Annotated in this window: 28 protein-coding genes; 14 read left to right on the top strand and 14 right to left on the bottom strand. The window is 67.0% G+C overall.

Annotated elements, in window-relative coordinates; all coding sequences use genetic code 11:
• The first annotated feature begins 14 nt into the window (after nucleotides 1-14).
• From N4G42_RS22560 to N4G42_RS22540, 5 genes are all read left to right on the top strand, one after another.
• On the top strand, nucleotides 15-671 hold the full coding sequence (locus tag N4G42_RS22560; protein ID WP_056747785.1) for an SPOR domain-containing protein: 657 nt from the start codon (nucleotides 15-17) through the stop codon (nucleotides 669-671).
• Between the two features lie 112 nt (nucleotides 672-783).
• Complete coding sequence (locus N4G42_RS22555) at nucleotides 784-1440, top strand: thiol:disulfide interchange protein DsbA/DsbL (RefSeq protein WP_056747786.1); 657 nt, start codon at nucleotides 784-786, stop codon at nucleotides 1438-1440.
• Nucleotides 1441-1548: 108 nt separating this feature from the next.
• Nucleotides 1549-2208, top strand: a complete 660-nt coding sequence (lptA, locus tag N4G42_RS22550; RefSeq protein WP_192422346.1) for a lipopolysaccharide transport periplasmic protein LptA — start codon at nucleotides 1549-1551, stop codon at nucleotides 2206-2208.
• On the top strand, nucleotides 2205-2987 hold the full coding sequence (gene lptB, locus N4G42_RS22545) for an LPS export ABC transporter ATP-binding protein (protein ID WP_056065226.1): 783 nt from the start codon (nucleotides 2205-2207) through the stop codon (nucleotides 2985-2987). The genes lptA and lptB overlap by 4 nt, the downstream gene beginning before the upstream one ends.
• Nucleotides 2987-4588, top strand: a complete 1602-nt coding sequence (locus N4G42_RS22540) for an RNA polymerase factor sigma-54 (RefSeq protein WP_108498276.1) — start codon at nucleotides 2987-2989, stop codon at nucleotides 4586-4588. Before lptB ends, N4G42_RS22540 begins: the two co-directional genes overlap by 1 nt.
• Nucleotides 4589-4650: 62 nt before the next feature.
• Here N4G42_RS22540 and N4G42_RS22535 read toward each other — a convergent pair whose 3' ends face one another.
• Entirely contained in the window at nucleotides 4651-5130 is a 480-nt protein-coding gene (locus tag N4G42_RS22535) for a glutaredoxin family protein (RefSeq protein ID WP_260668799.1), read from the bottom strand.
• A 239-nt stretch (nucleotides 5131-5369) separates the two neighbouring features.
• Between N4G42_RS22535 and N4G42_RS22530 the strand changes: the two genes are divergently transcribed.
• Genes N4G42_RS22530 through N4G42_RS22520 form a run of 3 tightly spaced genes read left to right on the top strand, consistent with a single transcriptional unit; the run spans nucleotide 5370 to nucleotide 7616 of the window.
• Nucleotides 5370-5852 (top strand): acyl-CoA thioesterase, encoded by a 483-nt coding sequence (locus tag N4G42_RS22530; RefSeq protein WP_260668798.1) that lies wholly within the window; start codon nucleotides 5370-5372, stop codon nucleotides 5850-5852.
• A complete protein-coding gene (locus N4G42_RS22525) occupies nucleotides 5849-7141 on the top strand; it encodes a class I SAM-dependent RNA methyltransferase (RefSeq protein ID WP_260668797.1) in 1293 nt (430 codons plus the stop codon). The genes N4G42_RS22530 and N4G42_RS22525 overlap by 4 nt, the downstream gene beginning before the upstream one ends.
• Nucleotides 7131-7616 carry a putative toxin-antitoxin system toxin component, PIN family gene (locus tag N4G42_RS22520; protein ID WP_260668796.1) on the top strand — a complete coding sequence of 162 codons (486 nt, stop codon included), beginning with the start codon at nucleotides 7131-7133 and terminating at the stop codon, nucleotides 7614-7616. Before N4G42_RS22525 ends, N4G42_RS22520 begins: the two co-directional genes overlap by 11 nt.
• A 398-nt stretch (nucleotides 7617-8014) precedes the next feature.
• On the opposite strand, the gene N4G42_RS22515 is transcribed toward N4G42_RS22520, so the two are convergent.
• Complete coding sequence (locus N4G42_RS22515; protein WP_260668795.1) at nucleotides 8015-8836, bottom strand: hypothetical protein; 822 nt, start codon at nucleotides 8834-8836, stop codon at nucleotides 8015-8017.
• Nucleotides 8837-8844: 8 nt separating this feature from the next.
• Nucleotides 8845-10587 (bottom strand): FMN-binding glutamate synthase family protein, encoded by a 1743-nt coding sequence (locus N4G42_RS22510; protein WP_260668794.1) that lies wholly within the window; start codon nucleotides 10585-10587, stop codon nucleotides 8845-8847.
• Between the two features lie 216 nt (nucleotides 10588-10803).
• Here N4G42_RS22510 and N4G42_RS22505 point away from each other — a divergent pair, with 216 nt between their 5' ends.
• The 3 genes from N4G42_RS22505 to N4G42_RS22495 all read left to right on the top strand — a co-directional run bounded on the left by N4G42_RS22505 (nucleotide 10804) and on the right by N4G42_RS22495 (nucleotide 13195).
• Entirely contained in the window at nucleotides 10804-11661 is an 858-nt protein-coding gene (locus N4G42_RS22505) for a UPF0149 family protein (protein WP_260668793.1), read from the top strand.
• Nucleotides 11662-11694: 33 nt separating this feature from the next.
• Entirely contained in the window at nucleotides 11695-12513 is an 819-nt protein-coding gene (locus tag N4G42_RS22500; RefSeq protein WP_260668792.1) for a sterol desaturase family protein, read from the top strand.
• 121 nt (nucleotides 12514-12634) lie between these two features.
• A complete protein-coding gene (locus N4G42_RS22495; protein WP_260668791.1) occupies nucleotides 12635-13195 on the top strand; it encodes an IPTL-CTERM sorting domain-containing protein in 561 nt (186 codons plus the stop codon).
• Nucleotides 13196-13250: 55 nt separating this feature from the next.
• Here N4G42_RS22495 and N4G42_RS22490 read toward each other — a convergent pair whose 3' ends face one another.
• The 8 genes from N4G42_RS22490 to N4G42_RS22455 form a co-directional block, all read right to left on the bottom strand.
• Nucleotides 13251-13751, bottom strand: a complete 501-nt coding sequence (locus N4G42_RS22490) for a nuclear transport factor 2 family protein (protein ID WP_260668790.1) — start codon at nucleotides 13749-13751, stop codon at nucleotides 13251-13253.
• Nucleotides 13752-13835: 84 nt separating this feature from the next.
• Nucleotides 13836-15725, bottom strand: a complete 1890-nt coding sequence (locus N4G42_RS22485; RefSeq protein WP_260668789.1) for a cyclic nucleotide-binding and patatin-like phospholipase domain-containing protein — start codon at nucleotides 15723-15725, stop codon at nucleotides 13836-13838.
• 218 nt (nucleotides 15726-15943) lie between these two features.
• Nucleotides 15944-16849 (bottom strand): alpha/beta fold hydrolase, encoded by a 906-nt coding sequence (locus N4G42_RS22480; RefSeq protein WP_260668788.1) that lies wholly within the window; start codon nucleotides 16847-16849, stop codon nucleotides 15944-15946.
• A gap of 90 nt (nucleotides 16850-16939) precedes the next feature.
• Complete coding sequence (locus tag N4G42_RS22475; protein ID WP_260668787.1) at nucleotides 16940-17467, bottom strand: CinA family protein; 528 nt, start codon at nucleotides 17465-17467, stop codon at nucleotides 16940-16942.
• Entirely contained in the window at nucleotides 17467-17991 is a 525-nt protein-coding gene (locus N4G42_RS22470; protein WP_015016078.1) for a phosphatidylglycerophosphatase A, read from the bottom strand. Before N4G42_RS22470 ends, N4G42_RS22475 begins: the two co-directional genes overlap by 1 nt.
• A gap of 18 nt (nucleotides 17992-18009) precedes the next feature.
• Complete coding sequence (locus N4G42_RS22465) at nucleotides 18010-18489, bottom strand: universal stress protein (protein WP_260668786.1); 480 nt, start codon at nucleotides 18487-18489, stop codon at nucleotides 18010-18012.
• 110 nt (nucleotides 18490-18599) lie between these two features.
• Nucleotides 18600-20276 (bottom strand): DUF4139 domain-containing protein, encoded by a 1677-nt coding sequence (locus N4G42_RS22460; protein WP_260668785.1) that lies wholly within the window; start codon nucleotides 20274-20276, stop codon nucleotides 18600-18602.
• Between the two features lie 68 nt (nucleotides 20277-20344).
• Entirely contained in the window at nucleotides 20345-21229 is an 885-nt protein-coding gene (locus N4G42_RS22455) for a LysR family transcriptional regulator (protein ID WP_260668784.1), read from the bottom strand.
• A gap of 142 nt (nucleotides 21230-21371) precedes the next feature.
• Here N4G42_RS22455 and N4G42_RS22450 point away from each other — a divergent pair, with 142 nt between their 5' ends.
• The 3 genes from N4G42_RS22450 (at nucleotide 21372) to N4G42_RS22440 (ending at nucleotide 25097) form a co-directional block, all read left to right on the top strand.
• On the top strand, nucleotides 21372-22412 hold the full coding sequence (locus tag N4G42_RS22450; RefSeq protein WP_260668783.1) for an NAD-dependent epimerase/dehydratase family protein: 1041 nt from the start codon (nucleotides 21372-21374) through the stop codon (nucleotides 22410-22412).
• 33 nt (nucleotides 22413-22445) lie between these two features.
• Nucleotides 22446-23627 carry an Acg family FMN-binding oxidoreductase gene (locus tag N4G42_RS22445; protein ID WP_260668782.1) on the top strand — a complete coding sequence of 394 codons (1182 nt, stop codon included), beginning with the start codon at nucleotides 22446-22448 and terminating at the stop codon, nucleotides 23625-23627.
• 153 nt (nucleotides 23628-23780) lie between these two features.
• The gene (locus N4G42_RS22440) at nucleotides 23781-25097 is read left to right on the top strand and encodes a ferric reductase-like transmembrane domain-containing protein (RefSeq protein WP_260668781.1); all 1317 of its coding nucleotides are present in this window, start codon (nucleotides 23781-23783) and stop codon (nucleotides 25095-25097) included.
• Between the two features lie 23 nt (nucleotides 25098-25120).
• Here N4G42_RS22440 and N4G42_RS22435 read toward each other — a convergent pair whose 3' ends face one another.
• The 3 genes from N4G42_RS22435 to thiL all read right to left on the bottom strand — a co-directional run bounded on the left by N4G42_RS22435 (nucleotide 25121) and on the right by thiL (nucleotide 26977).
• Nucleotides 25121-25672 carry an RNA polymerase sigma factor gene (locus tag N4G42_RS22435; protein ID WP_056065265.1) on the bottom strand — a complete coding sequence of 184 codons (552 nt, stop codon included), beginning with the start codon at nucleotides 25670-25672 and terminating at the stop codon, nucleotides 25121-25123.
• Nucleotides 25673-25678: 6 nt separating this feature from the next.
• Nucleotides 25679-25882 (bottom strand): DUF2892 domain-containing protein, encoded by a 204-nt coding sequence (locus N4G42_RS22430; RefSeq protein ID WP_056065267.1) that lies wholly within the window; start codon nucleotides 25880-25882, stop codon nucleotides 25679-25681.
• Nucleotides 25883-26002: 120 nt separating this feature from the next.
• Nucleotides 26003-26977: a thiamine-phosphate kinase gene (gene thiL / locus N4G42_RS22425; RefSeq protein WP_260668780.1), complete on the bottom strand. Its 975-nt coding sequence runs from the start codon at nucleotides 26975-26977 to the stop codon at nucleotides 26003-26005.
• Nucleotides 26978-26990: the final 13 nt, after the last annotated feature.

The following is a 26990-nucleotide window of genomic DNA, read 5'->3' as shown; positions in this document are numbered from 1 at the left end:
CAGTTACTACCAATATGAAAAAGCAACAGACGGGCGGGACCATTGTCGGCTTCATCGTCGGGGTCATCGTGGGCCTGGGCGCGGCGCTGGCCGTGGCCGTGTACGTGACCAAGGTGCCGGTGCCCTTCCTGAACAAGGGCAATGGCCGCGGCGCCGACCTGGACGCAGCGGAGTCCCAGAAAAACAAGAACTGGGACCCGAACTCGCCGCTGTATGGCAAAAACCCGGCCCGCCCTGCGGCGCCAGCGGTGGCAGCAGCCGCGTCAGCCCCTGCATCGGCACCGGCACCCGAGGTGCGCGCCGCCGCGTCGGCTGCCAAGCCTGCCGCGAGCAAGCCAGACGCCAAAGCCGAGGCCAAGGCCGAGAGCAAGCCGGGCGCTGACCCGCTGGGCGATCTGGCCGTGGCCAAGGCCGCGGCCAAGGGCAGTGTGGACCCGTTTGACTACTTTGTGCAGGCGGGCGCCTTCCGCACCCAGGCCGACGCAGACGCCCAGCGCGCCAAGCTGGCCATGCTGGGCTGGGAGGCCCGTGTGAGCGAGCGTGAGCAAAATGGCCGGGCGGTCTTCCGGGTGCGCATCGGTCCTTTCACCAAGCGTGACGATGCCGAAGTGCTCAAAGAGAAACTCGATGGCGCCGGGCTGGAATCGGCGCTGGTGCGTGTGCAGCGCTGATCGGCCTGTGGCTGTGAACAGGGGCCTGTGCATACAGCGCCACCACCAGGGCTGAACTTTTTGTAAAGGGATGTCTCACATCCCGCATACCTGAACCAGGAGAGTCTTTGTCATGAAACGCCGTGAGTTTTCTTTGTCCGCCGCCTCGGCGGTTGCCGCTTCTGCCCTGACGCTGCCAGTGGCCAACCCCGCGATGGCGCAAGCCCGCCAGTTCAAGGAGGGCAAGGACTTCAAGCGGCTGGACAAGCCCGTCGCCCCCGATGCGCCGGCTGGCAAGGTCGATGTGATCGAGTTCTTCTGGTACAGCTGCCCCCACTGCAACGCCTTCGAGCCCACGCTGGACGCCTGGGTCAAGGCTGCGCCCAAGGACCTCTCCATCCGCCGCGTGCCCGTGGCGTTCAACGCCAGCTTCGTGCCCCAGCAAAAGCTGTACTACACGCTCGAAGGCATGGGCAAGCTCGAAGCCCTGCACGCCAAGGTCTTCCGCGCCATCCACGTGGAAAAGGCCAAGCTCGCCAAGGACGACGAAATCCTGGCCTGGGTGACCCAGCAGGGCGTGGATGCGGCCAAGTTCAAGGAGGTCTACGGCTCCTTCAGTGTGGCCAACCAGGTGCGTCGCGCCTCGCAGCTGCAAGATTCGTACGGTGTTGAGGGCGTGCCTTCCATGGGTGTGGCAGGCAAGTACTACACCGACGGCACGATGGCCGGCAGCATGCAAACCGTGTTGCAGGTGGTCGAATACCTGGCGGCCACGGCACGCAAAGCCTGATGATGTGCCGACCCTGTCGGCAAGTTGTCCCAAAGGCCCGCTGACGCGGGCTTTTTTTTCGGGGTGGGTACCATCGGGTGGCTACAATCATTGCAAGATTCGTGCCCTATGACCCACCGCCTACTCCCCCTCCTTGTGCTCGCAGCCTTGACCGGCCTTGCGGGCATGGCACATGCCGAAAAGGCTGACCGTGCCAAGCCCATGAACATCGAGGCCGACGCCCTGCGCCACGATGAACTCAAGCAGACCAGCGTGTTCTCGGGCCGCGTGGTGATGACCAAGGGCACCATCGTGCTGCGCGGCGCGCGGCTGGATGTGCGCCAGGACGCCGACGGCTACCAGTACGGCGTGGTCACGGCCGAGGCGGGCAAACGGGCGTTCTTCCGCCAAAAGCGCGACACCGTGGCGGGGGCGCCTGACGAGTTCATCGAAGGCGAAAGCGAAGTCATCGAATACGACGGCAAGGCCGACAACGTGCGCTTCATCACCCGCGCCGAACTCCGCCGGTACCGTGGGTCGGTATTGAACGACGAGATCACCGGCGCCGTGATCGTCTACAACAACCTCACCGATGTGTTCACCGTCGATGGCCAGAAGGCACCAACGTCCTCTGCCGCAGCGGGCGACACACCAGCGCCCGGTGGTCGTGTGCGCGCCGTGCTGGCGCCCAAAGACCCTCCGCCCGGCGCGGCAGCCCCGGCCCCAGCGCCTGACGCGCCCGCACCGGCGCTGCGCCCCAGCAACAGCCTTGGCGGCGGCGCCAAGTGAGCGGGCCTGCTGTGAGTACCGGTCCTGACTCCCAGGCGGGTAGCCGCCTGGAGGTACAGCATCTGGCCAAATCCTATGGCAGCCGCAAGGTCGTCAAGGATGTGTCGCTGGTGGTGCAAAAAGGCGAGGTTGTGGGGTTGCTCGGCCCCAACGGCGCGGGCAAGACCACATCCTTTTACATGATCGTGGGCCTGGTGCGCAGCGATGCAGGCGATATTCGCATCGACGGCCACTCGGTGGCCCACATGCCCATCCACCGCCGCTCTCGGCTGGGTCTGTCGTACCTGCCGCAAGAAGCCTCGATCTTCCGCAAGCTCACCGTCGAAGAAAACGTGCGTGCGGTGCTGGAACTGCAGCGCGCCGATGACGGCCAGCCGCTATCGCGCGACGCCATCGAAGAGCGCCTGACGGCACTGCTGCAAGAGCTGCGTGTGGACCACCTGCGTGCCTCGCCCGCGCTGGCGCTGTCCGGTGGCGAGCGCCGCCGCGTCGAGATCGCCCGCGCCCTGGCCACCCAGCCGCGTTTCATCCTGCTGGACGAGCCTTTTGCCGGCATCGACCCCATCGCAGTGATCGAGATCCAGCGCATCATCGGCTTCCTCAAGGCACGCGGTATTGGTGTGCTCATCACCGACCACAACGTGCGCGAGACGCTGGGCATCTGCGACCACGCCTTCATCATCAGCGACGGCCGCGTGCTGGCGCAGGGCACGCCGTCCGAGATCGTGGACAACGCAGAAGTACGCCGCGTGTACCTGGGCGAGCATTTCCGCATGTGATGAAGCCTGGACTGTCGCTGCGCGTCTCGCAGCACCTTGCATTGACCCCCCAGCTCCAGCAGTCCATCCGGCTGCTGCAGTTGTCCACGCTCGAACTCTCGCAGGAAGTCGAGCAGATGCTCGACGAAAACCCGTTCCTCGAACGCAATGCCGACGAAGCCCCGCGCGAGGAGTTTGGCCTGGAAGCCGCCGACACGCCCGCGCAGGCCGACGACTACAGCGCCGATGATGCTATGTTTTCAGGAGCTGTCAGCGCAAGCAGTACTAGCGCTGAGAGCCAAAACGAGGCTGAAATCCCCAGTGGAGGCGCCGACGAGCCCGACTGGAGCGGTGACGGCACCGTCGAGATGGCGCCCAACGACGCCGAGTGGGGTGGCGACGCCCCGGCGCGCACCCGCAACGATGCGGAAGGCGACGAGGCCGACGCCACCGAGCTGGCCCGTTCGCACGAATCGCTCACCGCCTTTTTGCACCGCCAGGCACTGTCGCTGAGGCTGTCTGAAGTGGACACTGCCGCGCTGCGTTTTCTCATTGAATCGCTGAACGACGACGGCTACCTCGAAGAGCCTCTGGAAGAACTCGCTACCAGCCTGGCCGGGCCCGACGACCTGGAACAGATCGAAGAACTGGTGCACCGCTTCACCGTGGCCCAACGTCTGCTGCAGAGCCTGGAGCCCGTGGGCGTGGGCGCGCGCAACCTGGCCGAATGCCTGACGCTGCAGCTCACCGCGCTGGCGGCCGACGAAGACAGCGACGCCGACCCCGAGACCGTGCAGACCGCGCTGCGCATCTGTCAGCAGCCGCTGGAGATGCTGGCCCGCCGCGACATCCGCCGCCTGACGCAGCTGTGCAGCGAAGGTGGCGTGGCCGGAGAAGAACGCACCCGATCTGCCATGGCACTCATCGCCCGCCTGGAGCCTCGCCCTGGCCGCCGTTTTGCCGACGTAGAGCGCAACATCATCATCCCCGACGTCATCGTGCGCAAAGCCGGCCGTGCCAACGGGCGGGACGGCCAGCACAACTTCATCGTGCAGCTCAACCCCGATGTGATGCCCCGTCTGCGCGTGCACGACATCTACGCCGGCGCGCTGCGTGGCCATAAGGGCGGCGAAGGCCACCAGGGCATGCAGCAGCGCCTGCAGGAGGCGCGCTGGTTCATCAAGAACATCCAGCAGCGTTTTGACACCATCCTGCGCGTCTCGCGCGCCATCGTCGAGCGGCAGAAGAACTTCTTCACCCACGGTGAATTGGCCATGCGCCCCCTGGTGCTGCGCGACATCGCCGACGAGCTGGGCCTGCATGAGTCCACCATCAGCCGCGTGACCACGGCCAAGTACATGGCCACGCCGATCGGCACCTACGAGCTGAAGTACTTCTTTGGCTCTGGCCTGGGCACCGAGACTGGTGGCAATGCGTCCAGCACGGCCGTGCGCGCACTGATCAAGCAGTTCGTGTCCGCCGAAAACCCGGCCAAGCCGCTGTCCGACAGCCAGATCGCCGAGATGCTCAAGGAGCAGGGCATCGAATGCGCACGCCGCACCGTGGCCAAGTACCGCGAGGCGCTCAAGATCGCGCCAGCGAATTTGCGCAAAGCGCTTTAGCGCTGCCGGCGTGGAGGCGCGCGAGTGTTCTCTGGCCGTCCAGGCGACGGTTCGGTGCTGGGCTATTTGCGCGCCATGAATACCGCGTCATATGCTTGTGGCGTGAATCCTGCGATCTTCTGGCCGTTGGTCAGCAAGACCGGTACGCCTCTGGCCCCCAGCTGACTGAACGCCGCCTTGCCAGAAGGCGTGTCGATATCCAGCTCCCGATAGGCGATGCCCTTGCTCGCCAGATAGGCCTTGGCCGCCTTGCAGTAGCCGCACCAGGTGGCCATGTACAGCACCACATCGCCCCGAGGAGCCGCAATCTGTGGAGTGTCCGGAGTGGCTGTTTTGGGGGCAGGGCCCGCCCCCGGTACCACGCTGACCGGCAGGTTTTCCAGCTTCATCGTTTTCTCTACGGCACCGGCCGTGGGAGGCTTGTCGCTGTAAACCACCCTGCCGTCCGTACCCACTGATTTGTACAGCGTCTGGGCGTTGGCTGCCAACGGCACCACGGCCAGCGCCAGGGTGGTCAACAGGGTCCGAACAAAAGGGCGCATGAAGGGGCTCCGGTAAAATCCACTGCCCGAGAGCATACGAGACAGTGGCGCCCGGCCCACAGGACTCGTGCGCAACACTCCCCTGCAGTGGCCTGGGCACCACGCTGTGGATGGGATGGCGTCCCCCTGTGCTTCCCATCTGGCGCCTGGAAGGGCAGACCCTGTCTTTCGCGCAATGCGCTATGTCCGTCGCTGGCACCTGCCTTCGCTTCCTGTTTTGCCCTCCCACTTCCCGCACCATGGCCCGCATCGTCTTCGACCTCCCACCGCACTTCGACTTTGCCACTGAACTGCAGATCTACATCAGCCACGTGAACCAGGGCGGGCATCTTGACAACGCGCAGTTGCTCAGCCTGGTGTCTGAAGCGCGCGTGCGCTTTTTCCAGTCGCTGGGATACCCCGAGGCCGATGTGGGCGGTCTGTCCATCGTGGTCGGCGACATCGTGGCGCAGTACAAGTCCGAAGGTTTCCATGGCGAGACCATGCGGGTGGAGATGGCGCCAGCGGATTTCAACCGCTATGGGTTTGACCTGGTCTTTTGCATGACCGAGAAGACCTCAGGCCGCGAGGTGGCGCGCGGCAAGATCGGCATCGTCTTCATCGGCAAGGCCGACCGCAAGGTGGCACTGATCCCCGAATCTATCCGCCAATTGCTGCTGGCCCGCGCAGGCACGCCGGATTCCCATGCATTGTCCGAGCGCGTATCCTCCCTATCGACATGAACCAACTCCAACTTTTTCTCCCCTGCGCCGCGGGCGTCGAGGGCTTTCTGGCCGACGAGGTGCATGGCATCACCGGCCTCACGGGGCAAGACCTGCTGGTGGGCCGGGGCGGCGTGCTGCTGCGCGCCTCATGGCGCCAGGCCATGCAGCTCAACCTGCACAGCCGCCTGGCCCAGCGCGTGCTGGTGCAGCTGGCGCACCGCCCCTACCGGTCTGAGAACGACCTCTACGCCATGGCCAGCGAGGTGGCCTGGGAGATCTGGTTCACCACGCGCCAGACCTTCAAGGTCGAGGTGACGGCCCAGCACAGCCCGCTGCAGAGCCTCAACTTTGCGGGCCTCAAGGTCAAAGATGCCGTGGCCGACCGCTTCCGCCACAAGAGCGGCGTGCGGCCCGACGTGAACACCCAGTGGCCCGATGTGCGCATTCACCTGCACCTGACCACCGACGAGGCCACGATCTACATCGACACCTCGGGCGAGCCGCTGTTCAAGCGCGGCTGGCGCGAGGATAAGGGCGACGCGCCGCTCAAGGAAACCCTGGCCGCCGCCATGATCGCCGCCAGTGGCTGGGACCCGCATGGCGACAACCCCCAGCCCCTGTACGACCCCTGCTGCGGCAGCGGCACCATCGTGGTCGAGGCCGCACAGATCGCCTGCCGCATCCCGGCGGGCATGTTGCGGCGTTTTGCGTTCGAGAAGCTGTTGCCGTTCCAGGCGCATGTCTGGGGCGCTATTAAAAACGAAGCTGAAAGCGCAATACAGACCAGCGCAGTGCCCATTTTTGGCAGTGATGTGGCCTTCCGCATGGTCGATTTTGCGCAGCGCAATGCCGAGCGCGCAGGCGTGGCCGAGGCCGTGCAGCTGCGCGGCGGCGACGCCCTGCAGCGCATGCCGCCCTGCGACCAGCCCGGCGTGATGCTGCTGAACCCACCCTACGGCGAGCGCATTGCTGCCGCAGGTAGCGCCGGCCGCAACGCCAGCGAGCGCGCCGCCGACCGCGCCCAGGGCATGGCCGTGGGCCGCGAAGAGGCGCAGACCGAAGACGGCGGTGAGTTCTTCAGCCAGCTGGCAACCCACTGGAAGAAGAACTACAGCGGCTGGACCGCCTGGATGCTCACGCCCGACCTGAAACTGCCCGGCAAGATGCGCCTGAAGGAATCGCGCCGCGTGCCCATGTGGAACGGCCCCATCGAATGCCGCATGTTCCGCTTCGACATGATCAAGGGTGCTGTGCGCGACCGGGCTACCAAGCCTGCCCCCGACGGCGGCCCACGCCATGAAGGTTGAGCTGCGACTGCCCGCAGAGGCGCTAGCAGACGAGCCCGCTCGCCCCGTGGTGGTGGACACCAATGTGGCGCTGGACCTGCTGATTTTCAGCGACCCGCGCACCGTCCCCCTGCGTACGCTGCTGGCCCAGGGTCGCCTGGCCTGGATCGCCACGCAGGTCATGCGCGACGAGCTGGAGCGCGTGCTGGCCTATCCGCACATCGCAGAGCGCATGGACTACTACCGCGTGGGTGCCGCGCAGGTGCTGGCAGCGTTTGATGCGCAGGTGCGGCTGGTGGACATCGCACCCAAGGTGGCCTACGTGTGCAAGGACGCGGACGACCAGAAGTTCATCGACCTGGCGGCGGCGCACCGGGCAATTTTGCTGAGCAAGGACAAGGCGGTGATCTGCATGCGCAAGCGGTTGGTGAACCTGGGGGCGGATGTGGCGACTGCGCTGGTGCTGGAAGAGGCGCTCGCCACGGCGGCGGCCTGATCACGCATTGATTAGTTTCTGCTGCAAGGATCGGTATGGGGCCGTTGGGTTTTCTTGTCCTCTCGGGCTTCTTCGCCTACCTCGCTTTTGATGCGTTTCAGTTCAACCGGACATCCGGTCACAAAGTCTGGGCCGTGCCGCCCTCTTCCGGTCGGGCGGTTGGTGTGGATCCTTTGTCGCGCGCCGAGCAGGAGGGCGCGCAATCGAACGAAATCACTGCAGTGGGGGGGCATTCCCGGCCTCTACTGGATTTTTGTGATGCTGTCGGTGGGCTGCTTGGGGGTTGCTGCCTGGCTGTGGCTAGCGTAGGTTGGGGTAGCGAGGTCTAACCCGACGTTTTCTTCCACGGGCATGGCCTGTCGGGTTACGCCAGCGGCTAACCCGACCTACTGGTTGATCTAGCCTTGAGCCAAGAGGTCATACGCCGCCCGCACCCGCTGCAAATCCCGCCCCAGTTTGCGATTGGTGGGCAGATTCCGCATCCACCCCATCCGCCGGACACTGGTGGCCAGCACCGCCCGCATCTCCTCGCTCCCCTGCGCCACCCACGCCGCCCAGCGCTCGCGCCCCTCGGTCAGCGTGCCGCTGGCATGCAGGTAAATCGCGGTGGAATGCGCGTAACACAGCGCATCGCGCACATGGCACACCGCCAGCGGCAGCACGGCGGCGGGGTCGTCCTCAAAATCGATGCAGGCCACCTCGCCATCGGGGCAGCGCACCAGATTGCGCGCAAACGCCTGGCTCAGGCAGGTGCCCCGGTGGTGCACCTGGGTCAGGGTGTCCAGCCCCTGCTGCCACAGCGCCAGCACAGCGGCCGTGTCGCCCGCCTGCACGGCGTGGTCGATCTCGTTGCCCAGCGAGTGAATCTCTTCCCCCGTGTGGCCCAGGTGGCGCATGGCAAAACCATGGGGCAAGGCGGCCAGCACCACGGGCACGCGGATGCCGCGCGCGGCCAGGTCACGCAGGCGCTGCACTTCGGTGGCTATGGCCGCAGGGCCGCCGGGGTTGGGCACGGGGCGCAGGGCGTCCAGCCGCAGCAGGGCAGCCAGCGCGGCCATGGCACGGTAGCGGCCCATGCCGTGGGGTGCACCCGCACGCTTGATCCAGATCTGCTCATCGCCCAGCACGTGGGCCATCACGTTGTGCGGCTGGGTGGCCAGCTGCTGCTGCAAAAAGGCGGCGTAGTCCGCGGCGGTGTGGGTGGGGGCGGATGCGTCCATCGTCAAGTTCATACAGCGGCGTCCCCCGCCACGGCCGCTGCGGTGCCCGCGGCTGCTGCGTGCACCAGCTCGACATGGTGGGGAATGGAGGGTTCCAGTGCAGGTTCGCTGGCCTGAAAGCTGTGCGCGCTGGCCAAGGGCCAGTACAGGCGGAACACGTTGTGCTGCGCGTCGAGCGGGCCGAGCAGCGCGCCCGGTTGCATGCGCGTGATCAGGTTGGACAGCAGGCGCACCTCGGTGTCGCTGATGCGGCGCACGATGTGGTGGGCCGTGATGTCCTTGGGGTGGCGCAGCCCGGCGGCCTGCACCAGTTCCTGCAGCGCGTGCAGCGTGCTGCGGTGAAACTGCGCCACGCGCGTGGCCTTGTCGGGCACCACCAGGGCCTGCTGGCGCAGCGGGTCCTGGGTGGTCACGCCCGTGGGGCAGTGGCCGGTGTGGCAGTTTTGCGCTTGGATGCAGCCCAGCGCCATCATGAAGCCACGCCCCGCGTTGCACCAGTCGGCGCCCAGCGCCATCATGCGAGCGATGTCGAAGGCGCTGATCACCTTGCCCGCGCAGCCAATGCGCACGCGGTCGCGCAGGTTCACCCCCACCAGCGTGTTGTGCACCAGCAGCAGGCCTTCTTGCAGCGGGGCGCCCACGTGGTCGGTGAATTCGACGGGCGCCGCGCCCGTACCGCCCTCGGCGCCATCGACCACGATGAAGTCGGGCGTGATGCCCGTGACCAGCATGGCCTTGACGATGGCAAACCACTCCCAGGGGTGGCCCAGGCAGAACTTGAAGCCCGTGGGCTTGCCGCCCGACAGGGTGCGCAGCCGCGCGATGAACTGCATCATTTCCACCGGGTTGCTGAACGCACTGTGGCTGGCGGGCGAGATGCAGGCCTCGCCCTCCTTCACCCCGCGCGCAGCGGCGATCTCGGCCGTCACCTTGGCGCCCGGCAGCACGCCGCCGTGGCCCGGCTTGGCGCCCTGGCTGAGTTTCAGCTCGATCATCTTCACCTGCGGGTCGGTGGCGTTGGCCGCAAAACGCTCTTCGCTGAACGTGCCATCGGGGTTGCGGCAGCCAAAGTAGCCCGAGCCGATCTCCCAGATCAAGTCACCCCCGTGCACGCGGTGGTGTTGGCTGATACTGCCCTCGCCCGTGTCGTGCGCGAAGCCGCCTTTTTTTGCACCCTGGTTCAAAGCCAGGATCGCATTGGCCGACAGCGCACCAAAGCTCATGGCCGAGATGTTGAACACGCTCGCGTGGTAAGGCTGGGTGCAAGGCGCCACAGACTGCGACGGCGCATCGGGGTTGCCGCCGATCCACACGCGAAAGTCGTGCGACGGCAGCTGTGTGGGAGCGAGCGAGTGGTTCACCCATTCATAACCCTGCGCGCCAACGTCCAGGTGCGTGCCGAACGGGCGGTTGTCCGGGTCGCCCTTGGCGCGCTGGTACACCAGCGAGCGCTGGGCGCGCGAGAACGGCGCGGCCTCGCTATCGCTTTCGATGAAATACTGGCGCACCTCGGGCCGCACATATTCGAGCATGAAGCGGATGTGGCCGATGACCGGGTAGTTGCGCAAAATGGCGTGGCGCGACTGCTGCAGGTCGTACACGCCCACTGCTACCAGGGCAGCAAACACCAGCACCACGGGCAACCCCACGTGAAAAGCCACCAGCGCAAACAGCGACAGCAGCAGCCCGAAAACGCACAGCGCAAAGGCCGTGTAGCGCACCGGGTACAGGGAGTTCAGTTGGTGGAGCATGGGGGTCCTGGTTCTGGTGGCGGTGCGAGAGGGGGCTACACTGACCGCCTTTTTATCGGGTTGCCATGTTGCGCAAGGCGCTTTTGAGGCCCGGCACCACCCCGGGCCGCCGTACCTCCGCCGCTACACCAGCGCCACGGCACAAGGCCTGCGCATCATAAAAGTAAAACAATGTTTTACCGCCCCCGCTTTCTCGCTTGACGACCGGAGCCCCCCATGACCGAACCCACATCGCCCACTCCCTCCACCGACGATCTTGACGACCCCACGGGCGCCCCGGCCGCCGCACTGGGCCCTGAAGAGCTGGAAGAGATCGACAACATCCTCGACGACCTGCGCTCGCGCGGCGAGGAAATCCCGCAGTGGGAGTTCTGCGACGGTTTCATGACCGCGCTGATCTGCAGCCGCCGCCCCATCGCCCCGGCCGAGTACCTGCCCATGCTGCTGGGCGACGGCGCCGAGCTGGATGTTGCCGAAGGCGACCCGCTGCCCCAGTTGCCCGCCTTTGCTGACGCCGCCCAGCAGGCGCGCTTTTTAGAGCTGTGGAGCCGCCGCTGGGTCGAAATAGCGACCCAGCTCGACACCGACGTGAAGACGCTGGACGACGACCGCACCTTCCAGCCCGAAGCCATGGACATGCGCGGCGCCGTGGCCAGCCTGACCGACGAGCAGCGCGCCGAAATGGGCGACGACCAGGAGATCCCGTCCTTCGGCCAGGTGTGGGCCCTGGGCTTCATGTTTGCGGTGGAAAACTGGCCCGAAGACTGGGCCGCCCCGCGCGACAAGGAAGCCGCCAAGTGGCTGGACGACGCGCTGGACCGCATCGTTGCCCTGACCGAAGACGACACCGGCAAGCCCGAAGTCTGCATGTACGACGAAGACGGCCCACCCAGCACCAGCCAGGCGCGCGTCGAGGCCTTCGGCGAAGCCATCTGGGCCGTGTACGACCTGCGCCAGCTGTGGAAGAGCATGGGCCCGCGCGTGGAGACGGTGCGCAAGGCGCCCGAGCCGGGGCGCAACGACCCTTGCCACTGCGGCAGCGGCAAAAAGTACAAGAAATGCCACGGCGCTTGAGGCCTCTTTAGCCTCTTTAGGTACACAAATCTGATGCAGTTCATGCAGGCCGTGATGGATCACTTTGAATGGGGGCAGTACGTATTGCTCTCAGTAGTCCTGGGCATTCTTGCTTTGACAGAGCACTTCTGGCCTCGCCGTGTGACTGGCGAACGCCACCAAGGCCGGAGAAGGGTCAACCTGCTGCTGTATGGGCTGGGTGGTCTGTTGATGTGGTGGGTGGCCGAGCCTGTGCAGACCGCTGCGGTGCGACTTGGGGCGTCCTTGGGGTGGACCGGGTTGGCCGGGGGGGCATTGCCCGATGTTCCCAAGATCGTCATCGGCGTGTTGCTGGTGGATGCAATCCAGTATGTGCTGCATCGTGCTTCGCACGCCATTCCACTTCTGTGGCGAATGCACCAAGTGCATCACGCGGATGCCGCATTCGATGTGACGACCAGTGTGCGCCACCATCCTCTGGAAGTGGTGGCACTTGCGGCTCTGACGCTGATGCTGTGCGCGACACTGGGCATGCCTCTTGTGTCCTTGTTGTTCTATGCGGTGCTTCAACTGGTGCACACCGCGTTTTGCCATGCCAATGTTGCGATCCCATTGCGCTGGGATCGGAGACTGCGTTGGGTGATGGTGACCCCTGATATGCACCGTGTGCACCATTCCGACCGCATGGATGAAGGCAACAGCAACTTCGGAATGGTGTTCCCCTGGTGGGACCGCCTGATGGGAACATATTGCGCGCAACCAACGTTGGGCCATCAGGGCATGCACTTAGGGCTGGCCAACGACAACAACAATGATGCCCGGCCTGACCGGTTCTGGCGGGCCCTGATCCAACCCTTTGGCAAGCTGCCCTGAGGCCTCCCCTTCAAGACCGGGGGCACGCGGTCATTTTTTGCAAGACATTTGCAAAACCCTGAAGTACAAACGCCACTCGCTCGATTGAGCGTTCAGAAAATTTGTATTTTTTAAGGGTGATATGTCGAAAGTTCGTTGGATGGGCGCGCTGTTGGTTGGCGCAGGCGCTTTGGCGGCAACAGGTGCGCAAGCAGGCGTTGTTTTTACTTTTAGCAAGGCGTTTGGAGCGCCCAGCGTCTCGGTCGGAAGTTCCACCTCGCTGGCGTTCACCATCAATCGGCTGGGGCCAGCTGCGAATAACATCACGTTCACAGACAATTTGCCGGCGGGCCTGGTGGTGTCCACTCCCAACGGTTTGGTGGGCGACTGTGGGGTCGGCAGCGTGGTGACCGCCGCACCGGGTTCCTCCTCGGTGGCCTTGGCCGGCGGGGTGTTGGCCGGTGGGGCCAGTTGCACGTTTTCTGTTCAGGTCACCGCAACAGCGCCGGGTGTAAAAAACAACGTTACTACGGGCCTGAATTCCAGTTCTGGCAGCGCCCCTGCCGCCAATGCCACACTCAACGTGCTCGCTGCCAGCGCAACCTCGGTTCCGACGCTGAGCGAATGGGGGCTTATGGTACTGTTGCTGGCCATGGCGGCATCGGCATTCAATGCTGTACGTCGCAAGAAAATCGGCAGCTAAAGCGCAGTCCTTTGCACAAGGGGCTTGTGTCGTGTCCTGCGGGCTTCTGTGCGGATCAGAGAGACCGTACTTCCTGCGCCAGAAACTTCTTCAAATTCCCCGCTGCCGTACTCCGCACCTTGCGCTTGAGCGAAGGCGACCAGCCCAGCAGCAGCCCCGGTGCGCCCAGTGCCTGCCGCGCCCAGCGCCAGAAGTTGAAGCGGTCGCGGTGCGTGGCAATCAGCCCCTCGGGCGTGAAGGTGAAGGTGCCGTCGATGATGTTGTGCACCCTGCGCCCCGTGGCGCTGAAGAGGTAGTGCGCCTCCCAGTGGGCCTTGCCGCCCTGCGCATCGGCGTCGATGCCGCTGAACTCCAGCTTCCAGTGCTCGGCGGCGCCGGGCTTTTTCGTGGCGGTGCACAGCATGCGCCACATACCTGCCACCTGCTCGCGGCCTTTCAGGGAAAAGGCTTCGTCGTCAAACGTGGCGTCGGGGGCATAGCAGGCGGCCATGGTGGCATGGTCCAGTTGCGCAAACGCGGTGTAGAAGCGTTGCAGGGTCTGGGCGTTGGGGTGCATGGGTTCTCCTCCTCAAGGGCGCCCATGCTACACCGGGGCCGTCGCGCTGCCTGCCCCCTGCGGGACCGGCGCGGCGATGTGCTTTCAGCTGGTGCGCAACCCACCGATGCGCCGCCGCTGGGTGTCGTCCAATGCGTCCAGCACCTGGATGCCGTGCGCATACCCCTGCTGCACGATCTGCTCGAACCGGTTCCACTGCAGCATGCCCACGCGGTCCATGGGGGGGTTGAAGTACAGGTCTGTGAGCTGCTGCGATTGGCGCTGGCGCGACATGCTGTACAGGATGGTGACCTGCATGAGGTAGCTGGCCAGCGAGGGCAGCTTGTAGCGCCGCTGGGCGCGCGGGCGCAGCTTGTCGCGCAGCAGGGCCCAGCTGCTGGGGATGTCGTCCAGCTCGATGCGGCGCGGTTTGCGGAAGTTCAGGTCCACACCAATCACCGTGCCCACGCCGCGCATGTTGCTACGCATCACGTCCACGGGAAAGTTGTTGAACGTACCGCCATCGCACAGCAGGTCGCCCTCGTGCACCACGGGCGGCAGTGCGCCGGGGATGGAGATGCTGGCCAGCAGCGACTTCACCAGGCTGCCCCGGCGCACCACCTGTTCGCTGGCGCGCGAGTAGTTCGTGGCCACGCAGTAGTAGTTCTTCCACAGGTCTTCCACCTGGGCCGGGAAGCCCACCAAGCTCCCCACGGCCTCGTGCAGGATGTGGCGCAGTCGGCGGCCCTTGATGAGCGACATCAGCGGCAGCAGGTTGAAGTCTCCCGTGGGGTTGGTGCGGAATGCCTCTCGCGCGTTGGCCATCACCGTCGCCAGCGGCTGGTCGGACGCCACATACGCGGCCATCACCGAGCCGATGCTGGTGCCCCCCACACAGTCGATCTCCACGCCTTCTTCCTGCAAGGCGCGGTAGATGCCCAGGTGCGCAAAGCCGCGTGCGCCGCCGCCCGCCAGCACGAGGCCCACGGCCGTGCGGCTCTGGATGCGGGCCAGGCGCGCCATGTCGCGGTCGAGGGTGGGGCGCACATGCACGTGGTCGGCCACGGGGCGGCGGTCCAGCCATAGCTGGGTGCCACGTGGGCACTGCGCGCCTTCCGGGTGCAGCAGCACCAGGATCTCGGCGGCCTCGGCCAGGGGCGCGCGGCGCAGCAGGCAGTTTTCCTCGATGGGGTGGATGGCAGGCTCGGCCTGCGCGTCGGCCAGCAGCAGCAACTCGTCGCAGTGGCGGCTCACGCGGCGCGTCCAGGGGGTGGGCTCGGGGTCGGCCAACAGCAGCACAAAGTCGTTGCGGGCCTCGATCTCGTCGAGCAGCATGGCAATGCGGCGGTTGGCCGTGGCGTCTGCGCCTTCGCGCTGCGCAATGCCGGGCTCGAGCAATTCGGCGTCCACGGTGGTCGAGTCCACCACCCGTACGCGGCCCACCGTGCCGAGGTGGCGCGCCAGACGCTGGCCAAAAGCCTGCAGGTCTACGCCGCCGCTCACCGGCAGCAGGCCCATGGCCACCGGGCGCTCCTGCGCGGCCGTATGGGCGGCGGTGCCGGACTGCAGGCGCTGGATGATCTGGCGCGTGAGCGCAATCGACACCTGGGCGCTGCTGGCCAGCAGGGTCTTGAACACGTCCTTGGTCAGTCGCACCAGCACCGAGTCGCGCACGGCGACCACGGTGGCGGCGCGCGGCGCGTCGGTGAACAGGCTGATCTCGCCAATCACCTGGCCCCGGCCCATATCGGCCACACGGCGCTGCGGGCCGATGCTGCCGTCATCGCTGCGCACATAGGCACGCAGGCGGCCGCTCACGGTGAGGTACATCGACTCGCCGGGCTCGCCCTGCGCCATCAGCGTGCTGCCGCCGGGCACCTCCACCCACTCCAGCTGGGCGCGCAGCAGCTCCAGCGCCTCGGGCTCAATGCCTGGCAGAAAGCTGCGCAGATGCTCGGTGAGGAGGTGGGTCTGGGTCGCGGTAAAGGGAGGCATGGTCACGCAATCGGCAAGGCACAGTGGGGGCGCTGCGGAAGGTGATGGCTTACCAGCCACCGGTGCTGGCCATGGGTTCCGCAGCGTGCGAAGCGGCGGATTCTAGGAACGCAATGGCACCTGTGCGCACTGCACGGGGCATGGTGGCCGCGCAGCGCGTGAACAAATGCACGGCAGATCCTTTCGATTGCCCTTTCGGGCCGCATCGGACCTGGTCGTCAGCGCATGAAGGCGCTCAGCGCCTGGGCCGTGGCCTCGGGCAATTGTTCGGGGATGAAGTGCCCCGCCGCAACGGCCTGGCCAGTGACCACGCCCGCGCACTGCGCCTGCCACAGCGCCAGCGGATCGAACAGCCGGTGCACCACACCGTGCGCACCCCAGATCACGAGGGTGTCACAGGTGATCTTCTCGCCGCGCGCGCGGCTGTCACGGTCGTGGTTCAGGTCGACGCCCGCACTGGCGCGGTAGTCCTCACAGGCGGTGTGGATGGCTTCGGGTGTGCAAAAGCAGCGTTCGTAATCGGCCAGGGCCTGGGGCTCGATGTGGGCCAGGCCCGCGCTGCCCCAGCCGCCCAGCTTGGCGTGCAGGTAGGCGCGGGCGTTGCCGCCGATCATGGTCTCGGGCAGCGGCGCGGGCTGGATCAGGTGGAACCAGTGGTAATAGGCGCGCGCAAACTCCATGTCGGTGCGCGCGTACATGTCGAGCGTGGGGGCGATGTCGATCATGCACAGCTTCTTCACGCGCGCTGCGTGGTCCAGAGCCAAGCGGTGGGCCACACGGCCGCCCCGGTCGTGGCCGCACAGGTAGAACGTGTCGTGGCCCAGCGTGGTCATCACCTCGGCCATGTCCTGCGCCAGGGCGCGTTTGCTATAGTTGCTGTGGTCGGGCAGGCCGGGCGCGTGGGAGGAGTCGCCATAGCCGCGCAGGTCCGGCAGCACCAGACAGTAGTCGCGTGCCAATTGCTGCGCCACGCGGTGCCACAGCGCATGGGTTTGCGGAAAGCCGTGCAGCAACAGCAGCGGGGGCGCGCCCACAGTGCCGCCGGTGCGCACAAAGATCTCCGCGCCCGAGGTGGTGATGCGCCGGGCGGCAAAGCCGTCAAACCAGGAGGGTTTCGTTGTCATGGCCGTATGGTGTGACAAGGGGCGGGTGGAGTCCTGTCTTGTGGACGACAGCGGCCGCCCATGCAGGGGCCGGGGATCTTGCCAGCGAGGTCAGGCAGGCAGCAGGCTCAGCAGCCGCTTCAGGGCGTATCGCAGCGTGGCCGTGCGGACTGTTGCGCGGTCCCCTGCAAAGTGCTGCATCTCGCTGTGGGTTTCGCCGCCCACGCACCAGGCAAACCACACGGTGCCCACTGGTTTGGCCTCGGTGCCGCCCGTGGGGCCCGCGACGCCGGTCACGGCCAGGCTGACCTGCGCGCGCGAGTGGGTCAGCGCACCATCGGCCATGGCGCGTGCCACAGGCTCGCTCACCGCACCGTGCTGCTCGATCAGGCCGGGGGGTACCCCCAGCATCTCGGCCTTGGCCTCGTTGGAATAGGTCACAAAGCCGCGCTCGAACCACTGGCTGGAGCCAGACAGGTCGGTGCAGGCGGCGGCGATCATGCCGCCGGTGCAGCTCTCGGCAGTGGCCAGCATGTGGCGGCGGGCCAGCAAACGCAGCGATATTTGCGTCAAATTGGCATCAAGCGCTTGTACTTCTTGCGCTAGTAGCTCACTTTTTGATAGTGATGTGGGTGCCATCAGAACCTCCACAGTGCGATGACCAGCAAGGTACAGAAGGCTGCCACAAAGTCGTCCCACAAGATACCCCAGCCCCCGCGCCAGCCAAAGCCCTTGAACAGGCTGTCGGCCCAGCCCACCGGGCCAGGTTTGGCGGCATCAAAAAAGCGGAACAGCCCAAACGCCACCACCTGCCCCCACAGCCCCATGGGCATGGCCAGCCACAGCACCAGCCAGAAGGCCACCACCTCGTCCCACACGATGCTGCCGGGGTCGGCCACGCGCATATGGCGCGCTGTGGTGGTGCAGGCCCACCAGCCCACCACGGTGCTGACCACGATCAGCAGGCCCATTTGCCGCGGGTTCAGCCACTGCTGCAGCACCAGGTAGGCCAGCCAGGCCCACAGCGTGCCCACGGTGCCTGGCGCCTTGGGGGCCAGGCCCGCGCCAAAGCCCAGCGCCATGAAGTGGGCGGGGTGGGACAGCATGAAGCGCACGCTGGGGCGCAGGGGGGCCAGGGGTGGCAGTGGCTCGGAAGCGGTCATGTCGCGACGGAAAATTGATCAGGCGCTGGCGGCGCCGCCGTCTGCGCCGGCAGGCAGGCGCACCAGCAGTACGGGCACGGGAGCGGTGCGGGCAATCTGCTCGGCATCACTGCCCATCAGCACGCGTGCCAGGCCACGGCGCCCGTGGGTGCCCAGCACGATCAGGTCGGAGCCCCAGGCCTGCGCGTGTTCCACCACCAGGTCAGCCACCCGGGCATCCAGGTTTTCGATCAGCACCGTGTCCACCGGCACGCCGCTTTGCGCCACGCGCTCTTGGGCGCGGCGCAGCAACGCCTCGCCCGCCTGGCGCAGGCGGGGCAGCACCTCCTGGCTGTAAACCTCGGGCCGCTCAAAACCGCTGATGTGGGCCAAAGGGTCCATCACGTTCAGCAGGCGAATGCGTCCACCCGTTGCCTTGGCCAGGCCCGTGGCTTCGTTCACAGCGTGGTCGGCGGTGGGGCTGCCGTCAACGGCAACAAGGAGGTGTTGGTAACTCATGGCGGCGGGCTCCTGGGGGCATGGTGGCACCAATGTGATCGCTGGGGCGGATTGTGACCGACACGCCGTTGCGCGGGGTCTTTGGAGGGCCAGTCACCGTGTTGCCAAGGTCACTGGCGTTCGATCAGCTCCACGTCCTTGGGGTAACGGATGGTGTGCTCGGCGCTGAACTGGGCAGTGGCCCCCGTCGCCACGGATTGCTGCCAGGATACGGTGCCGGGCGTGCGGTTCCAGGCTGTGTCCGACGGCTGGGGCTGGTAGCGCGATTCGACCTCGATCTTTTCGTTGCGCGACACTGGTGCGGCATGCAGCACCTGCAGCGTGATGGCCGTCTTGTGGCGGTTCTCCACGCTGTAGGTCCGGCGCGTCTTGCGCTCCACGCGCGAGCCGGTAAACCCGCTGCTCCCCGTCAGATCCTGCACGGGCTCGGCCCGTACGGTGACCAGCTCATCGCGGCCAAACGACAGGCTGGTGCTGCCGGCTGGGGCGCCCGCACTGGGCGCGCCAAAGTCGATGCGGCCGTTGCCCACAAAGGCGCCATCGCGGTACAGGCCTGCTGCGCCTGCCGGCCACACGCCGGGCGGCTGGGCAATGTGGGCAACCAGGTAGGCGGCTTCTTCCATGGCCGGTGCCGTGCGCGTGACCAGCGTGGCGGGGGCGCTGTGATTGCCCAGCGCCAGCGTCACGCGCTGGCCGCTGGAGGGCACGGAGATGCGCTGGGGCACGGCGAACTCGGTGGCAAACCCCTTGTCGAGGGCGCTCACTTCAAACGTGGGCATGGCTTCCTCGGCGGCATTGCGGGACCGGGACAGGGACGCAATGGCCGGTGCGGGCGCAGGCGCCATCGCCATGGCCGGCGCGGGCGAGGCCTGCGGGGGCGGTGCCACGTTCAGCCACCAGGGGCGTGGCAGTTGCCCTTGAGCGGCGCGGCCCGGCTGGCCGGTGGACAGGGTCAGCTGCACATTGCCCCAGTCTTCGCCGCTGTTCTGGGCCACCAGCGCCTGGCGTTCGATCAGCACCGTGGATTTGTTCGCATCCAGCGTGGCGCGGTAGCTGGGCTGCCAGCCGGGGCCGCGCACCTGGTAGGACAGGCGCAGCTCAGCCTCGCGCTCGGTAGCCAGGTTGATGGTGACTGACACCACCCGCGCACGCTGGCTGGCCACGCGGTCGCGCTCTGCCACGAGCGGCTTGAGGGCCAGCTCCAGTGCCTCCTGCTTGCGCTGGAGCTGGTGTGCGCGTGCAAAGCTGTCCTGCCCGGATTTGCGCAGGACCTCGGCAGTGGCGGTGATCTGTGCGGGCGTCGGTGTGGCAGCACGGGGGGCGGAAGTGGCAGGCGCTGCCGACTCCGGGCCCGCGCCGGTTTGCGCCACGCTGCGCAGATAGCCGTCCACCAGCTGCAGGGCCGAGGCCTCGGCCTTCACCCCCGCGATCTGGTCCTCCAGCTCGCGGATGCGGCCGTCCAACGGACTGGCGCAGCCTGCCGCCACATCGCGGTCCTCGGTGAGCACATTGAACTCGCCCACGCGCACGGCGGGGTCGGCGTTGATCTGCAGGCTTTGCACATCCAGCGACGCGGGCAGGCAGGCCAGCGTGAGGCTGCGCGCACCAGCGGCCACCTTGGCCACGCGCTCTACCGTGGCGCTGCCGGGGTAGACGGTGACACGGGCGATGCGGGAGGTGTCTTGGGCGGCTGCAGACAGCGGGGCCAGGACGGCCAGGCCCAGTACCAGCAGTGCGGGGCGCGCTGGAAGGTGAAGGAAGGGGAATGGGGGGCTCACGGGGCGCATGGGGCTCCTTGGGCGCAATGGACAAAGGGACTGGGATGCTAGCAGCCAGGCAGCGAGCTGCCCGTGGTCTACAGCACCAAGGGCACCTCTGCCGCCAGAAAGTCATACACCGCCCGAATCTTGCGGCTGGTGCGGATCTCGCGGTGCACCGTGAGCCAGATGGGCAGCTCGGGCAATGGCAGCTGGGGAAGCACGGCCACCACGTTCAGGTCGGTGCGGGCCAGATAGTTGCCCACAAAGCCGATGCCCAGCCCCGCCCGCACAGCCTCCCAGTAGGCCATGAGGTCGTCGGTGCGGAACGCGAAGTGCCCGCGCTCCACCGGGTAGCCCATCGCGGCAAAGCCTTGCTGGATGTCTTCGTGCCGGTCGTTGCCCACCAGCTCGTGCTGCAGCAGGTCGGGCGGTTGGCGGGGTGTGCCCTTGCGGCGCAGGTAGTCGCGGTGGGCGTAGGCGCCCAGCGTCACCGCGCCGATGCGCTTGGCCACCAGGCTGGCCTGGTCGGGGCGCACCATGCGCAGCGCAATGTCGGCCTCGCGGCGCAGCAGGTTGGTGACCTGGTTGCTGGCCACCAGCTCCACCTGCACCTCGGGCAGCGCCTGGCGCATGTGCGCCAGCACGGGCGGCAGCAGCACGCAGGCCACGGGCTGGCTGGCGGTGATGCGCACGGTGCCCGTCACGCCTTCCTCCGCGCCCGACACGCTGCGTGCGAGCTGGTGGGCGCCCATCTCCATGGCGCGGGCCGATTCGGCCAGCCGCAGCGCCGTGGCCGTGGGCAGCAGGCCGCGCCCGGTGCGCTCAAAGAGCACCACGCCCAGCTGCGATTCCAGCTCGGCAATGTGGCGGCCGATGGTGGGCTGGCTGGCGTTGAGCGCACGGGCGGCGCCCAGCAGGCTGCCCTGGTCGAGTGCGGCCAGGAAGGACTGCACGAGGCTCCAGTCAAAGGTCTGGTTCATGGCAATAGCGTGCCCGCAATGGGGCGGCAGGAGGGTGGTTAGAGGTATTCATATTTGCATTGCTGATATGAACACTTAGCCAATTGTGTAACGGTGCCGGCGTTTTCACAATCGCTCCATCCCTTGTGAATGGAGCCCTCAGATGATCACCCATACCCGTTTTCCACACTGCACGGACAATCCCTCCACCGTGTTGATCCTGGGCGCCCGGGGGCGGCTGGGACTGGCGGCCACCCGCGCCTTTGCGCAGGCTGGCTGGCAGGTGCTGGCACAGGTGCGCCCCAGTGCGCAGAGCGCTGCATTGCCCGCCATTCCAGGCGTGTGGTGGATGCCGGTGGCAGTGGAGGACACTGCCGCGCTGGCGGCCCAGGCGCAGGGCGCGCAGGTGGTGGTGCATGCGCTCAACCCTGCCTACACCCACAAGGCCTGGCGCGAGCAGGCCCCGGTGCTGATGGAGGCGGCCATCGCCGTCACCCGCCAGCTGCGTGCCACGCTGATGCTGCCGGGCAACGTCTACAACTTTGGCGAAGCCATGCCGCCCGTACTGCGCGAAGACACGCCCCAGGCCGCCACCGGTTTCAAGGGCCGCATGCGGGTGCAGCTGGAGCAGCGACTGCAGGCCGCCACGCGACAGGGCGAGATACGTGCTGTAGTGTTGCGCGCCGGGGATTTTTTTGGCAGCGGCACGGGCAGCTGGATCGACCAGGCCATTGCCAAGGACCTGCCCCGGGGCCGCATCACCTGGCCCGGCCCGCTGGACGTGGCCACGCCCTGGGCCTACCTGCCCGACCTGGCCCGCACCTTCGTGCGTGTGGCGCAAGAGCGTGACCGGCTGGCCGCCTTCGAGTGCCTGCATTTCGCTGGGCACCACGTTACCGCGCAGCAGTGGCTGCACAGCTTCACGGCCATTGCAGCAGAGCAGGGCTGGTTGCCCGATGCGGGCGCGCTGCGGGTGGGCCAGTTGCCGTGGCCGCTGCTGCGCGTGATGGGTCTGGTGGCCCCCACGTTCGCTGCGCTGGCGGACATGCGCTATCTGTGGCGCACGCCCCACCGTCTGGACAACACCCGCCTGCGCGCGCTCATCGGCGACGAGCCACACACCCCCTTCGATCAGGCCGTGCGCCAGGCGCTGGTCGATTTGGGGCTGGTGTCCACCCGTTCAATCCGCGCCGCGCTGGCCTGACCGCATCACCTTTTGAACCACCGGAGCATTCTCATGAACCGTCGCAACTTCATCCGTTTGGCAGGGGGTGGCACCATCGCCGCCGCCACTGCGGGCACGCTGGTCGCCTGTGGTGCCGTGGGCTCGCACTATCCCGCCGAGGCGGTGGAGGCCTGGAAAGGCCCGGTGGGCGAGACCGACCTGCGCCGCCGTGCCGTGGCCTATGCCATCACCGCACCCAATTCGCACAACCTGCAGCCCTGGCTGGTGGATTTGCGCGAGAGCGGTGTCATTACCCTGCGCACCGACCCTGCGCGGGTGCTGCCACAGACGGATCCGTGGGGGCGCCAGATCCTGATCGGCCATGGCGCCTTTCTGGAGCTGCTGGTGATGGCGCTGGCTCAGCAAGGCGTGGCCAGCGAGGTGTTGCTGTGGCCGCAGGGCGAGATGCCTGCGGCCCTGAAGGACTGGGACGACCGCCCCGTGGCGCGCATCACCCTCAAGCCTGGTGGCCAGCCCGACCCGCTGTTTGCGCAGGTGCTGCTGCGCCGCACGCCCAAGACGGATTTCGATACCACCCGAGCCATCGCGCCCGGGGTGCTGGCCCAGTTGCTGGGCAGCACCCCGGCTGAAGCCCCGCTGCGCGTGGGCGGCACCGTCAGCGCCGACCAGTTGCCCGCGCTGCGCACGCTGTGCTGGGAATCTGCCCGGGTAGAGCTGCTCACGCCGCGCACCATGATGGAAAGCATCCAGCTCACCCGCGTGGGGCCAGGCGAAATCCTGCAGCACCGCGACGGCATCTCGATCAACTCGCCCTTTGTGCGCGCCGTGGACGCTCTGGGCATGTTCGACCGCACCCAGCCCCCGGCCGAAGGCAGCGCCGCCTACAAAAGCGCCATGGGGCGTTTTGAGGGCCATAGCCGCACGGCCATGGGTTTTGTGTGGATCACCGGTCCCAACACCCGCAGCGACCAGATCCGTACCGGGCGCCTGTATGTGCGCCAACAGTTGCAGGCCACGGCGCTGGGTGTGGGCATGCACCCCATGAGCCAGGCGGTGCAGGAGTTTGCCGAAATGGCCCCGCACTTCGAGCGCGTGCACCAGCTGTTGATGGGGCGGCCCGCGCCGCGCACGCCCCAGGAGCCCACCGTGCAGATGTTCTGCCGCATGGGCTACCCGCAGGGCGAGGTGCCTGCCACGCCGCGCAGGCCGCTCGCGCGTTTTGTGCGGACTTGATTGCGGGGAGGCCGGTGCCCGCACAGCGGGCTGATGCAGATCAATCTCCGGCCGCAAGCTGCAGCGCTTTGCCGCTGCTTCACACACCGTTCAGGTGGCGTTCATCGCAGGTTTCTATATTTGCTGCATTGCAACAAGTGGTGGGGACTGGTGATGTGGAAGAAGGTCTTGGGGGGCTCCCTGGTGCTGGCATGTACGGCGTGGCTGTTGGCTCTGTGGGTGCCGCAGCCTGCGCCGCCCGCGTGGGGTGATGTCTGGTGGTGGCGCAACCAGCTGATCCTGCTCAGTGGGGTATCGGCCTGGGCACTCATGTCGCTGATCATGGTGCTGGCCGTGCGGCCCGCGTGGCTGGAAAAGCCGCTGGACGGCCTGGACAAGAGCTACCGCCTGCACAAGTGGGCGGGCATCGGCGCGATCGTGCTGGCGTTGCTGCACTACGGGCTGCAGCTGTCGCGCAGCCTGCTGGCCGCCTGGGTGGGTCGCCCGGTGCGCGCGCCGCGCGCGGACTGGTGGCTCAACACCTTCCGCCACCTGGCCGAGGAGATGGGGGAGTGGGCTGTGTGGTTCCTCGCGGCCATGCTGGTCATCACGCTGTGGCAGCGGTTCCCGTACCACGTGTGGCGTTACCTGCACAAGCTGCTGGCCGTGGTGTACCTGGTGCTGGCCTTCCATGCCGTGGTGCTCACGCCGCCCGCCTGGTGGCAGCAGCCTGCAGGCGTTCTGGTGGGCCTGTGCACGCTGGTGGGGGTGCTGTGCGCCGTGCGCTCGCTGGCCGGGGCCATCGGGCGCAGCCGCCGCCATGCGGCCCGTGTGGTGGGCGTGTCGCCCCAAGGGGCTGGGGTGCTGGAAGTGACCTGCCAGGTCAGCCCCGCCAGTGGCTGGAAGCATGCGGCCGGTCAGTTTGCGTTTGTCACCTTTGGCCGTGCCGAAGGGGCGCATCCCTTCACCCTGCTCAACGCCGACCAGGACGATGGCGTGCTGCGCTTTGCGATCAAGGCGCTGGGCGACCACACGAGCCAGTTGCCCCTGCATGTCCGTCCCGGGCAGCAGGTGAGCATCGAGGGGCCGTACGGCTGCTTTGACTTTCGCAGCGACAGCGCCACCGAGCAGGTGTGGGTCGCCGCAGGCATTGGCGCCACGCCGTTCATGGCCTGGCTGGAGTCGATGCAGTCCACGCCCGCGCTGGCGCCCCGGGTGCACCTGCACTACTGTGTGCGCCATGCGGGCGAGGCGGTGTTTGCCGAGCGCATGGCTGCACTGTGTGCCCGCTTGCCCAGCGTGACGCTGGAGATTCACTACAGCGACAACGCCGGGCCCGTGACACCCGCAGCGTTGCTGGCGGGCACCAGCCCGGCGGCGAGTGTATGGTTCTGTGGGCCGCAGGGTTTTGCCGAGGCGGTGAGCCAGGGCATGGAGCAGCTGGGGCGTTCGCCTGCGCGCTTTCACCAGGAGCTGTTCCAGATGCGCTGAGGCGGGTTCTCTGCGCCGCAGCGCTACGTGGTGCCGGTGCGGTCCGTGGGTGCCAGGTACTCCCGCACCAGGGCCCGCGCGCGGTGCAGGCGGCTTTTGGCCGCCTCGCGCGTCACACCCAGCCGCTGCGCCATCTCCTCGATGGTCAGCTCCTCGAAGTCGCGCATCAGCAGGGCCTCGCGGTACAGGGGCGGCAGCGAGTCGATGGCCAGGGCCAGGTCATGGCGCAGTTCGTGGTCGGGGCGGTGCGACCAGGCGAGGTTGTCTTCCACCTGTGCCAGCGGCTCGCCCTTGAGCCAGGCCAGCATGGGCTGCATGCACAGCCGCTGCACGATGCGCACCACCCACCCGCCGAACGCCGCCACCTCGCGCAGCGCGCCCACGCGGCGGTACACGATGATGAGCGCCTCCTGCACCACGTCGTCCGTCGCCGTGGTCGCGGCGCAGTGGCGCAGCGCGTAGCGGCGGATGTCGGGACGGGTGAGGCGCAGCAGCTGCTCCATGGCCGCCGCGTCACCGCTGCGTGCGGCGGGGAGCAGCTGGGCCACGGTGGGGGCTGGGTGGGTGGTGGCCATGGGCGGTCACTCGACAGGCTTGCGGCCCACCATGGCACAGGCGGGGCAGTAGCCAAACGCGCCGCTCAGGATGCTGCCAACGCCCGAGGCGGCCAATGCCAGGCCCAGGGGCGATGCGGACATCCACCACAGGCCTGCAGCGATGAGGGCGACGCCCCCTGCAACGCGCAGCAGGCTTTCGGGGCGGGTGATGTTCTTGCGGTACAGCATGGTGAAAAACTCCTTGGTGGGGAAATGAAGGCGCCGGCACAGGGCACCTTCCCTACCAAGAGCGGCTGGTTGCGCAAAAGGATTCATGGGTTGCAGAAATTTTTTGCCCGCCACCGCCCGTCACCGGAAATGGTCGAACGAGGCGTAACGGTTCTCCACCGCCTGCCCCTGCGCGTCCACCAGCCTCAGGCCTGGCTCAGCCAGCACGGTGCCGATGCGGGTGACGGGTGTGCCGCTTGCCTGCGCCGAGGCGGCCACCGCGTCACGCCGCGCGGGCGGGGCGGTGAAGGCCAGCTCGTAGTCGTCGCCGCCCGCCAGGGTGCATTGGTGGATCAGTTCAGAGTCCAATGGGCTGGTTGCGCTAGTCGAATATGTCTTAGCTGCTATCAAATGTATAGTTTTTGAGGTGTCGATACAGGCCCCTGCCCCCGAGGCTTGGAGGATGTGCGACAGGTCGCCCAGCAGTCCGTCGCTCACGTCCATGGCGCTGGTGGCCACGCCGCGCAGGGCCAGGCCCAGGGCCACGCGCGGGGTGGGGCGCTCCAGCCGCTGGCGGGCGCGGGCCATCACCTCGGCGGGCAGGGCGATGTGGCCGAACAGCGCCTCCAGCGCCAGCCGGGCGTCGCCCAGCGTGCCACTCACATAGATGTCGTCGCCGGGCTGTGCGCGGCTGCGCAGCAGGGCCTGGCCGGTGGGTACCTCGCCAAACACGGTGATGCAGATGTTGAGCGGGCCCTGCGTGGTGTCGCCGCCCACCAGCTCGCAGCCGTGGGCATCGGCCAGCGCCAGCAGCCCGCGCGAGAAGCCCGCCAGCCAGGCCTCATCGACCCGGGGCAGCGACAGGGCCAGCGTGAACGCGAGCGGCTTGGCACCACACGCCGCCAGGTCTGACAGATTCACGGCCAGCGCCTTGTGGCCCAGGGCTTCGGGGTCCACGTCGGCAAAGAAGTGGCGGCCCTCCACCAGCATGTCGCTGCTGATGGCCAGCTGCATGCCGGTGCGCGGTGCCAGCAAGGCACAGTCGTCGCCCACGCCCAGCACGGCGTGGCGAACGGGGCGCGTGAAGTAGCGCGCAATCAAGTCAAATTCACCCATGCCCCGATTGTGA

It is taken from the genome of Acidovorax sp. K2F (genome assembly GCF_025246485.1).
GTDB classification, from domain to species: Bacteria; Pseudomonadota; Gammaproteobacteria; order Burkholderiales; family Burkholderiaceae_C; genus Acidovorax; species Acidovorax delafieldii.
Note: the sequence above shows the minus strand (reverse complement) of the source record. Positions and strands in the feature narration are given on the sequence as shown.

Coding starts and splice junctions, on each gene's coding strand:
- N4G42_RS22450 (WP_260668783.1), top strand. CDS start 21,372: ATGATCACCCATACCCGTTTTCCACACTGCACGGACAATCCCTCCACC.
- N4G42_RS22525 (WP_260668797.1), top strand. CDS start 5,849: ATGAACCAACTCCAACTTTTTCTCCCCTGCGCCGCGGGCGTCGAGGGC.
- thiL (WP_260668780.1), bottom strand. CDS start 26,977: ATGGGTGAATTTGACTTGATTGCGCGCTACTTCACGCGCCCCGTTCGC.
- N4G42_RS22510 (WP_260668794.1), bottom strand. CDS start 10,587: ATGCTCCACCAACTGAACTCCCTGTACCCGGTGCGCTACACGGCCTTT.
- N4G42_RS22530 (WP_260668798.1), top strand. CDS start 5,370: ATGGCCCGCATCGTCTTCGACCTCCCACCGCACTTCGACTTTGCCACT.
- N4G42_RS22480 (WP_260668788.1), bottom strand. CDS start 16,849: ATGACAACGAAACCCTCCTGGTTTGACGGCTTTGCCGCCCGGCGCATC.
- N4G42_RS22535 (WP_260668799.1), bottom strand. CDS start 5,130: ATGCGCCCTTTTGTTCGGACCCTGTTGACCACCCTGGCGCTGGCCGTG.
- N4G42_RS22440 (WP_260668781.1), top strand. CDS start 23,781: ATGTGGAAGAAGGTCTTGGGGGGCTCCCTGGTGCTGGCATGTACGGCG.
- N4G42_RS22460 (WP_260668785.1), bottom strand. CDS start 20,276: ATGCGCCCCGTGAGCCCCCCATTCCCCTTCCTTCACCTTCCAGCGCGC.
- N4G42_RS22540 (WP_108498276.1), top strand. CDS start 2,987: ATGAAGCCTGGACTGTCGCTGCGCGTCTCGCAGCACCTTGCATTGACC.
- N4G42_RS22430 (WP_056065267.1), bottom strand. CDS start 25,882: ATGCTGTACCGCAAGAACATCACCCGCCCCGAAAGCCTGCTGCGCGTT.
- N4G42_RS22490 (WP_260668790.1), bottom strand. CDS start 13,751: ATGCACCCCAACGCCCAGACCCTGCAACGCTTCTACACCGCGTTTGCG.
- N4G42_RS22475 (WP_260668787.1), bottom strand. CDS start 17,467: ATGGCACCCACATCACTATCAAAAAGTGAGCTACTAGCGCAAGAAGTA.
- N4G42_RS22515 (WP_260668795.1), bottom strand. CDS start 8,836: ATGGACGCATCCGCCCCCACCCACACCGCCGCGGACTACGCCGCCTTT.
- N4G42_RS22555 (WP_056747786.1), top strand. CDS start 784: ATGAAACGCCGTGAGTTTTCTTTGTCCGCCGCCTCGGCGGTTGCCGCT.
- N4G42_RS22520 (WP_260668796.1), top strand. CDS start 7,131: ATGAAGGTTGAGCTGCGACTGCCCGCAGAGGCGCTAGCAGACGAGCCC.
- N4G42_RS22505 (WP_260668793.1), top strand. CDS start 10,804: ATGACCGAACCCACATCGCCCACTCCCTCCACCGACGATCTTGACGAC.
- N4G42_RS22560 (WP_056747785.1), top strand. CDS start 15: ATGAAAAAGCAACAGACGGGCGGGACCATTGTCGGCTTCATCGTCGGG.
- N4G42_RS22485 (WP_260668789.1), bottom strand. CDS start 15,725: ATGCCTCCCTTTACCGCGACCCAGACCCACCTCCTCACCGAGCATCTG.
- N4G42_RS22495 (WP_260668791.1), top strand. CDS start 12,635: ATGTCGAAAGTTCGTTGGATGGGCGCGCTGTTGGTTGGCGCAGGCGCT.
- N4G42_RS22435 (WP_056065265.1), bottom strand. CDS start 25,672: ATGGCCACCACCCACCCAGCCCCCACCGTGGCCCAGCTGCTCCCCGCC.
- N4G42_RS22470 (WP_015016078.1), bottom strand. CDS start 17,991: ATGACCGCTTCCGAGCCACTGCCACCCCTGGCCCCCCTGCGCCCCAGC.
- N4G42_RS22500 (WP_260668792.1), top strand. CDS start 11,695: ATGCAGTTCATGCAGGCCGTGATGGATCACTTTGAATGGGGGCAGTAC.
- lptA (WP_192422346.1), top strand. CDS start 1,549: ATGACCCACCGCCTACTCCCCCTCCTTGTGCTCGCAGCCTTGACCGGC.
- N4G42_RS22465 (WP_260668786.1), bottom strand. CDS start 18,489: ATGAGTTACCAACACCTCCTTGTTGCCGTTGACGGCAGCCCCACCGCC.
- N4G42_RS22445 (WP_260668782.1), top strand. CDS start 22,446: ATGAACCGTCGCAACTTCATCCGTTTGGCAGGGGGTGGCACCATCGCC.
- N4G42_RS22455 (WP_260668784.1), bottom strand. CDS start 21,229: ATGAACCAGACCTTTGACTGGAGCCTCGTGCAGTCCTTCCTGGCCGCA.